The sequence below is a fragment of the Roseovarius sp. genome (genome assembly GCF_018066915.1).
In the GTDB taxonomy this organism is placed as follows: Bacteria; Pseudomonadota; Alphaproteobacteria; order Rhodobacterales; family Rhodobacteraceae; genus Roseovarius.
The window spans coordinates 1-7,564 of record NZ_JAGPVV010000305.1 but is presented as its reverse complement, the minus strand read 5'-3'; the positions used below and the strand labels follow the sequence as shown (position 1 = coordinate 7,564).

Sequence of the window (7,564 nt, the reverse complement as noted above, 5' to 3'; positions counted from 1 at the left end):
GCCCTTGCCACGCGGGGTGCGCAGGGCGTCGTAGATATAAGCTTCGGTCATTGTTGTTTTCCCTTTCGTTTATTTCGGTCATGCATCGCGATCGCATATAGAAAGAATGCTCGAATACTCCATCCGAGTAAGCCAAACATGCACGCGAAGATTGCCAGTCCTTTGAGTGGCTCGGAATCGGTCAATCCCAAGAGAAAAAGGGGAATAAACCATGCCAAAAGGATAAGAATCCTTCTGGGTGTGCTAAGAGCATGCCATTCAATCATTGATGCAGTTGAGTAGAGCGAAAAGGCGGTCACTACAAAGAACATTGCAAGCAAAAGCATTACTGCGACAAGCATGCAGATGGCGGCAAACTCGGAAAAAGGCCATATTACCAGACTGGCAATGATGTAGAGCCCAAGAGTGTGCTTGAGGTACTTCCATTCACCTATTTCGCCAAACATTGCGATCATAGTCATCACGCGCGGTCAGCGGGGCTGCCGGGCATCAGGTCATAGGGGTGTTTCCAGCCGGGCGTGGCGCTGATGTTGTTCAGCCACCGGTCAATATTGGGCCACTCCTTGCGGTCAAAGCCGAAGGGTTCGGGATAGTAGAGATACCCGCAGCAGGACAGATCGGCATTGGTGATCGCGTCACCCACGATCCAGTCGCGCCCAGCCAGATGAGTGTCGAGCGTGGTATAGGCGGCCTTGAGGCGACCTTGGGCAAAGGGGATCACCGCCTCCGGGCGCTTGTCCTCGGGCAGAAAGTTCATCAGGAACCGCGTCATGCCAGCCTGAGAGCTGAGCTTGTGATTGTCCCAGAACATCCAGCGCATCACCTCACGCGCCTCGTCCGGTGTGGTCCCGCCGAATTTGCCGGTCTTCTCGGTGATGTACATCTGCATGACGCCCGATTGCGCCAAGGTCACGTCGCCATCGACCAGAACCGGCACCTCGCCCATGACGTTGATCTCGCGAAACGCGGGCTGCCGGGTTTCACCGCCAAAGAAATCGACAAAGACCGGCTCCCAGTCGAGACCAGAGAGTTGCAGCGCGAGCGCCGCCTTGTAGGCATTGCCGCTTTCGCCAAAGCAGTAGAGTTTGATGGTCATTTGTGCCCTCCCGGCGTTCCACCCTTGGCGGGCGTTGGATGTGAGTATTTTGGGAACAGTGAAATTGCGGGCCGTGGTTCATCGGTCTGCAAATACTCCGCGGGGGTCCGGGGGTGTGAAACCCCCGGTTCCGAGCCTGCAATGCGAACCGCCACGCCGACCCTCACAGCGCCCTCGCAATCAGTTCTTTCATGATCTCGTTGGTGCCGCCATAGATGCGCTGCACGCGGGCATCGGCCCACATCTCGGCGATGTCATATTCCTGCATATAGCCATAGCCGCCATGCAGTTGCAGGCAATCATCCAGCACCTCGCCTTGGCTGTCGGTCAGCCAGTATTTCGCCATCGCAGCCTTTTCAACGCTGAGGTCGCCGCGCATGTGTTCCGTGATGCACGCATCGAGAAAGGCGCGGCAGACGGCGGTTTTGGTCTGGCACTCCGCCAGTTTGAAGCGGGTATTCTGGAACTGCAGGATCGGGCCGCCAAAGGCCTGACGTTCCTTACAATAGGTGATGGTGCGTTCTACCGCGCCCTCCATCGCGCCCTGCGCGCCGCAGGCGATGATCAGACGTTCTTGCGGCAGTTGCTGCATCATCTGGTAAAAGCCGCGCCCCTCTTCGCCGCCCAAGATGTTCTCGGGCGGAATTTCCACAGTGTCGAAGAAGAGCTCCGACGTATCGCCCGCGTGCATCCCGACCTTTTCGAGATTGCGACCGCGCGCAAAGCCCTGCGCGCCTTCGGTTTCCACAACCACCAACGAGATGCCCTTGGCCCCTTCCTTGGGATCGGTCTTGGCCGCGACGATGATCAACTCGGCGTGTTGGCCGTTGGTGATAAAGGTCTTTTGCCCCGAGAGGCGATAGGCGTTGCCGTCCCGAATGGCGCGGGTCTTGATGCCCTGCACATCCGACCCGGCGGCGGGCTCGGTCATGGCGAGCGCGCCGACCATCTCGCCCGACACCATCTTGGGCAGCCATTTCTGCTTTTGCGCCTCGGACCCATAGGCAAGGATGTAATGCGCGACGATGCCGGAATGGATGGGATTGCCCCAGCTTGCCAGATTGGCGCGGCCCTGTTCCATGCAGATCACCGCCTCATGGCCGAAATCCCCGCCAGCCCCGCCATATTCCTCGGGGATGGACGGGCAGAGCAGGCCAAGGGCCCCCGCCTCAAGCCAGCAGTCGCGGTCCATGATCCCCGCCTTGCGCCAACGGGCGAAATGCGGCCGCCATTCATCGGTGATGAACTTGGCGGTCATTTCCGAGAGCATCTGATGCTCGTCTGTCATCCAGGTCATGACCGGGCCTCCCCTCCCTTTGCCGCCTTAGCGTTTGCGCGCCTCTAGCTCCGAATTGAAGAGCCTGAGGCGATGCGCAAAGGTTTCCTCGTTGATCACGCTGTCGAAATTCTCGAAGAGAAAGGACAGCGCCTCGCCCTCATCCAGCCCCGAGTCCTGCGCAAAGCGGCGCAGGCGGCGGTAGCCATCCTCGGTCATCGCCGCGTTGAAGCGGCGCGTGAGGCGAAAGCGTTTCGGCATCTGTCCTCCTCCCTAGCGGTCTCTCCTCAGAACGCTTCGGCCTCCAGGGCCATGACCGTATCGGCACCGCTCTCGATGCGGGCCAGATGCAAGGCCGTCGCAGGCAGGCGGCGCTTCATGTAGAATCGGCCAGTCGCCAGCTTGGTCTTGTAAAACGCCTCGTCCGACGTTCCCGCATCCAGCGCCGCATGCGCCGCCTTCGCCATCCGCGCCCACATCAGGCCAAGGCAGACATGGCCGAAAAGGTGCATGAAGTCATAGGAGCCAGCGAGCGCTGCGTTGGGGTTCTTCATCCCGTTCTGCATGAAGAACATGGCTGAGGCTTGCAAATCCTTGGACGCTGCCTTGAGCGGATCAAGGAAATCAGCCTTGAGCGCCTCATTGCCCTCGTTGTCCTTGAGGAAGGTTTTGACCAGTTCGAAGAAGGCCATGACGTGTTTGCCGCCGTCCTGCGCCAGCTTGCGCCCCACCAGATCAAGCGCCTGAACGCCGTTGGCTCCTTCGTAGATCATGGCAATGCGGGCGTCGCGGGTGAATTGCGACATACCCCATTCCTCGATATAGCCGTGGCCGCCATAGACCTGCTGCGCCAACACGGTCATGTCATAGCCTTCATCGGTGAGAAAGCCCTTGATGACGGGCGTCATCAGCGAAATCAGACCTTCGGCGGCGGCGTCATCACCACGATGCGAGCGGTCGATCAACTCCGCACCCCAGAGCATGAAGGCGCGCGCGCCCTCGATAAAGCTCTTTTGATCCATCAGCGAACGACGAATGTCGGGATGCACGATCAGCGGATCGGCGGGGCCGTTGGGGTTTGCGTCGCCGGTCACGGCGCGGCCCTGAAGCCGGTCCTTGGCGTAGGCGAGCGCGTTCTGATAGGCGACCTCGGCCTGTGCCAGACCCTGCATGCCCACACCGATCCGCGCCTCGTTCATCATGGTGAACATCGCCCGCATGCCCTTGTGCTCTTCGCCCAAGAGCCAGCCGGTTGCCCCGTCATAGTTCATCACGCAGGTGGAATTGCCGTGAATCCCCATCTTTTCTTCGATCTTGCCGCAGGTCACGCCGTTGCGGTCGCCGAGGCTTCCGTCATCTTTGACGATGAATTTCGGCACGATGAAGAGCGACACGCCCTTGATCCCCTCGGGGCCACCGGGGATCTTGGCCAGCACCAGATGGATGATGTTGTCGGCCATGTCATGCTCGCCCGACGAGATAAAGATCTTCTGCCCGGTGATCTTGTAGCTGCCATCGCCCTGCGGTTCGGCCTTGGTGCGCATGAGGCCCAGATCGGTGCCGCAATGCGGCTCGGTCAGGTTCATGGTGCCGGTCCACTCGCAATTGGCCATCCTCGGCAGATAGGTGGCCTTTTGATCGTCGGTGCCATGCACGAGGATCGCAGAAGCCGCGCCATGGGTCAGACCCTGATACATGGTAAAGGCCTGATTGGCGGCCGAGAACATCTCGCCCACGGCAGTGCCGAGGATATAGGGCATATATTGCCCGCCGAATTCCTCGGGCAGATCGAGGGCTGTCCAACCGCCTTCTTTCATCTGCTCAAAGGCCTCTTTGAAACCCTTGGGCGTGCGCACCACACCGTTTTCCAGAACGCAGCCTTCGGTATCGCCCACGGCGTTGAGCGGCATCAGCACCTCAGAGGCAATCTTGCCCGCTTCTTCCAGAACGGCCTTGGTAAAGTCTGGCTCAAGCTCGGCATAGCCGGGCGTGCTCTGTTCGGACACGTTCAGAACCTCATGCAGCACGAATTGCATGTCACGGGTGGGGGCGGTGTAGCTTGGCATATGTCTCTCTCCCTAAAACAGGTGCCGGACCGGATTACTCGGCGGCTTTTTGGCTGGTCTTGAGCGAGGCCAGCATACGCTCGCCCCATGTCATCTGTTCGCGCAGCTCAGAGATTGCGGCCTCCAACTCGTCGCGCTGTTTCTCCATCTCGGCCAGCCGCGTCCGCGCCACAGCATAGGCGCGGGCAATCTGGCTGTGTTGCTGATCTCCCTTGTCGTAGAGATCGAGCAACTGGCGCAGGTCCTCGAGGCTGAACCCGAAACGCTTGCCGCGTTGGATCAGTTTCAGCCGGGCGCGGTCACGCCGGGTAAAGAGCCGCTTTTGCCCGACCCGCCGGGGCGAGAGCAGTTCCTTGGCCTCGTAGAAGCGCAGGGTGCGGGGCGTCACGTCGAACGCCTCGCACATCTGGCGAATGGTCATCATATCGTCGGTCATCGGTTTACCCATGTCACAGCACATTTGCCGACAATCTGCGGATCATGCGCCATGGTTACAACAGCCGGATGGCTTTACGTAACCACTACGTCGCGTCACTTTTAAGTTGACGTAAGATAAGGCAAGGTAAGCAGGGCGGCGCGGAAATATTCTTGCCCTAGCGTCAGCCTTTTACCCGAGACTCGCGGCGGTGTCGTCGCGCAGTTTCTTCAGTTCAGCCATAGCTTCGTCGATCTGGCGGCGCTGTTCGGCCAGTTCCGCAAGCTGTCTGTCGGCCAAGGCGATCCAACTGCGCATCTGCGCATTGGTGCCCTCTTTCTCGTAGATGAGCAGCCATTGCCGGATCTCTTCCAGCGCAAAGCCGAATTTGCGACCGCGCAGGATCAGCGTCATTCGCGCACATTCGCGCGGGCCATACCAGCGCGCGCGGCCATCGCGCTCGGGTTCCAAAAGCTCGATATATTCGTAATACCGCAGGGTGCGCGGCGTGACATCATAGGTCGCGCACATTTCCTTGAAGGACAGTTTTTTATCCGACATGGTCAGTCCCTCCCGTTACCTCGACGTTAGGACCAAGACGCCGCCCATGCAACCGGTGCTCTTGCAGCTTGTGCGGATTAGGGCTCATAAAGGGCGCATCACGATCCGCGGGGAATAGCATGACCGACGCCAAGACCAAGATCGCTCAGCAGTTCATGCAGGCCCTGCCCCATGCCCGCGCGCTTGGCATGCGGCTGGTGTCGATGGGCGATGGTCAAGCCGAGATCGAAATGGATTACGATCCGCGCTTTGTCGGCGACCCCGAGACTGGGGTGATTCACGGCGGGGCGGTTTCGGCCTTGATGGATACCTGTTGCGGGGCGGCGGCGATGAGCCATCCGGCCTCGCCCGGCGGCACCGCCACGATTGATCTGCGTATCGACTATATGCGCCCGGCGACACCGGGGCAGCGCATCCGCGCGCATGCGGATTGCTATCATATCACGCGATCCGTGGCCTTTGTCCGGGCCAGGGCGATGGATGAGGATGAGGCGCGCCCGGTGGCGACGGCGACAGGCACCTTTACCGTGGAGGGCAAATGATGGCCCGCGCCCGTCCTGAACCTGTGCAAGTGGTCAAGCAGCGGCGGGATGCGGCTTTGAAGGCCTTGGTCGAAGGGGTGCCCTATATCGGGTTTCTCGGAGTGCAGTTCGATCGCCGGGGGGATGAGTTGACCGCGATCATGCCGTTTGAGGAAAAGCTGATTGGCAACCCGCTCTTGCCTGCGTTGCATGGCGGGGCGACGGCGGCGTTTCTCGAGATCACGGCGATCATCGGGCTGAGTTGGGGGATGCTCTGGGAAGAGATCGAGAGCGGTGCGTTCGACCCCGAGGCGATTGTCGGCGGCAAGCTGCCACGGCTGCCAAAAACCATTGATTTTACAGTGGATTACCTGCGTTCCGGCCTGCCGCGTGATGCCTATGCGCGGGCGCAGGTTAATCGCTCTGGTCGCCGCTATGCCTCTGTGCATGTCGAGGCGTGGCAGGACAATCGCAGCCGTCCCTTTGCCCAAGCGACCGGGCATTTCCTGATGCCGCGTCGCGATGGCTGAGGTCGCGCGGGCGGTCACGCATGCCCGTGTCCTGAAAATCGCCCTGCCCATCGTGATTTCCAATGCCACGGTGCCGATCCTCGGCGCTGTGGATACTGGCGTTGTCGGGCAGTTGGGGGCGGCGGCCCCAATTGGCGCGGTGGGCATTGGCGCGATCATAATTACCGGAATTTATTGGGTTTTCGGCTTTCTTCGGATGGGCACCACCGGCCTGACCAGTCAGGCGCAGGGGGCGGGGCAGACGGGCGAGGTGGCCGCCCTTTTGACGCGCGCGCTGATGATCGGCTTTGCCGGGGGGATAGCCCTCATCGCCCTGCAAGTCCCTGTTTTCTGGGCTTCTTTTCAGATTTCCCCGGCCAGTGAAGAGGTCGAAACCCTCGCGCGGCAGTATATGGCGATCCGGGTCTGGAGCGCGCCGGCGATGATTGCGCTCTTTGGCATGACCGGTTGGCTGATTGCGCAAGAGCGGACGCGGGCGGTCTTGCTGCTGCAACTGGTGATGAATGGCATAAATATCCTTTTGGATCTGTGGTTTGTGCTGGGTCTGGACTGGGGTGTCGCGGGGGTTGCGCGGGCAACGGTGATCGCGGAATGGGGCGGTCTGGCGTTGGGATTCTGGTTCTGCCGCGATGCCTTTGCAGTGCCCGCATGGTGTGACTGGCCAAGGGTATTTGACCGGGAGCGGCTAAAAAACATGGCGTCCGTCAACGGCGACATTCTGCTTAGATCATTGATGTTGCAGGTTATTTTCATCTCTTTCCTGTTCTGGGGCAGCGATTTTGGCGATGTCACGCTGGCGGCAAATCAGGTGCTGTTGCAGTTCCTGAGCATCACCGCGCATGCGCTGGATGGGTTCGCCTTTGCCGCCGAGGCGCTGGTGGGGCGTGCGTTTGGCGCGCGCTCTGTTGCGCATCTGCGGCGAGGGGCACTGTTGACGAGTCTGTGGGGCGCGGTGGTTTGCATCGGTCTTGCCCTCGCCTTTGCCAGCTATGGCGGGGCGCTGATTGATCTGATGGCCAAGGCCCCTGATGTCCAGCAAGAGGCGCGCAACTATTTGATTTATATGGCACTTGCGCCGATCCTTGGGCTGGCAGCCTAT

General features: G+C 60.2%; 10 protein-coding genes. 3 read left to right on the top strand and 7 right to left on the bottom strand.

Annotation, left to right across the window (positions count from 1 at the left end):
* Positions 1-47 precede the first annotated feature (47 nt).
* The 7 genes from KBT70_RS17130 to KBT70_RS17100 all read right to left on the bottom strand — a co-directional run bounded on the left by KBT70_RS17130 (position 48) and on the right by KBT70_RS17100 (position 5,414).
* A complete protein-coding gene (locus tag KBT70_RS17130) occupies positions 48-461 on the bottom strand; it encodes a hypothetical protein (RefSeq protein ID WP_296637014.1) in 414 nt (137 codons plus the stop codon).
* Positions 461-1,096 (bottom strand): glutathione S-transferase, encoded by a 636-nt coding sequence (locus KBT70_RS17125; RefSeq protein WP_296637011.1) that lies wholly within the window; start codon positions 1,094-1,096, stop codon positions 461-463. The genes KBT70_RS17130 and KBT70_RS17125 overlap by 1 nt, the downstream gene beginning before the upstream one ends.
* A gap of 163 nt (positions 1,097-1,259) precedes the next feature.
* Complete coding sequence (locus KBT70_RS17120; RefSeq protein WP_296637008.1) at positions 1,260-2,393, bottom strand: acyl-CoA dehydrogenase family protein; 1,134 nt, start codon at positions 2,391-2,393, stop codon at positions 1,260-1,262.
* A gap of 27 nt (positions 2,394-2,420) precedes the next feature.
* Positions 2,421-2,633, bottom strand: coding sequence for a hypothetical protein (locus KBT70_RS17115; protein ID WP_037270221.1), 213 nt, complete (start codon positions 2,631-2,633; stop codon positions 2,421-2,423).
* A 26-nt stretch (positions 2,634-2,659) separates the two neighbouring features.
* The gene (locus KBT70_RS17110) at positions 2,660-4,438 is read right to left on the bottom strand and encodes an acyl-CoA dehydrogenase C-terminal domain-containing protein (protein ID WP_296637001.1); all 1,779 of its coding nucleotides are present in this window, start codon (positions 4,436-4,438) and stop codon (positions 2,660-2,662) included.
* A gap of 34 nt (positions 4,439-4,472) precedes the next feature.
* On the bottom strand, positions 4,473-4,874 hold the full coding sequence (locus KBT70_RS17105) for a MerR family DNA-binding transcriptional regulator (RefSeq protein WP_296636998.1): 402 nt from the start codon (positions 4,872-4,874) through the stop codon (positions 4,473-4,475).
* Positions 4,875-5,045: 171 nt separating this feature from the next.
* Positions 5,046-5,414: a MerR family DNA-binding transcriptional regulator gene (locus KBT70_RS17100; RefSeq protein WP_296636996.1), complete on the bottom strand. Its 369-nt coding sequence runs from the start codon at positions 5,412-5,414 to the stop codon at positions 5,046-5,048.
* Between the two features lie 119 nt (positions 5,415-5,533).
* On the opposite strand from KBT70_RS17100, the gene KBT70_RS17095 reads away from it, so the two are divergent.
* The 3 genes from KBT70_RS17095 to KBT70_RS17085 form a co-directional block, all read left to right on the top strand.
* On the top strand, positions 5,534-5,956 hold the full coding sequence (locus tag KBT70_RS17095) for a PaaI family thioesterase (RefSeq protein WP_296636993.1): 423 nt from the start codon (positions 5,534-5,536) through the stop codon (positions 5,954-5,956).
* Entirely contained in the window at positions 5,956-6,465 is a 510-nt protein-coding gene (locus KBT70_RS17090; RefSeq protein WP_296637017.1) for a PaaI family thioesterase, read from the top strand. Before KBT70_RS17095 ends, KBT70_RS17090 begins: the two co-directional genes overlap by 1 nt.
* A partial coding sequence (locus KBT70_RS17085; RefSeq protein WP_296636990.1) for an MATE family efflux transporter occupies positions 6,458-7,564 on the top strand: 1,107 nt, incomplete at its 3' end. The genes KBT70_RS17090 and KBT70_RS17085, both read left to right, overlap by 8 nt.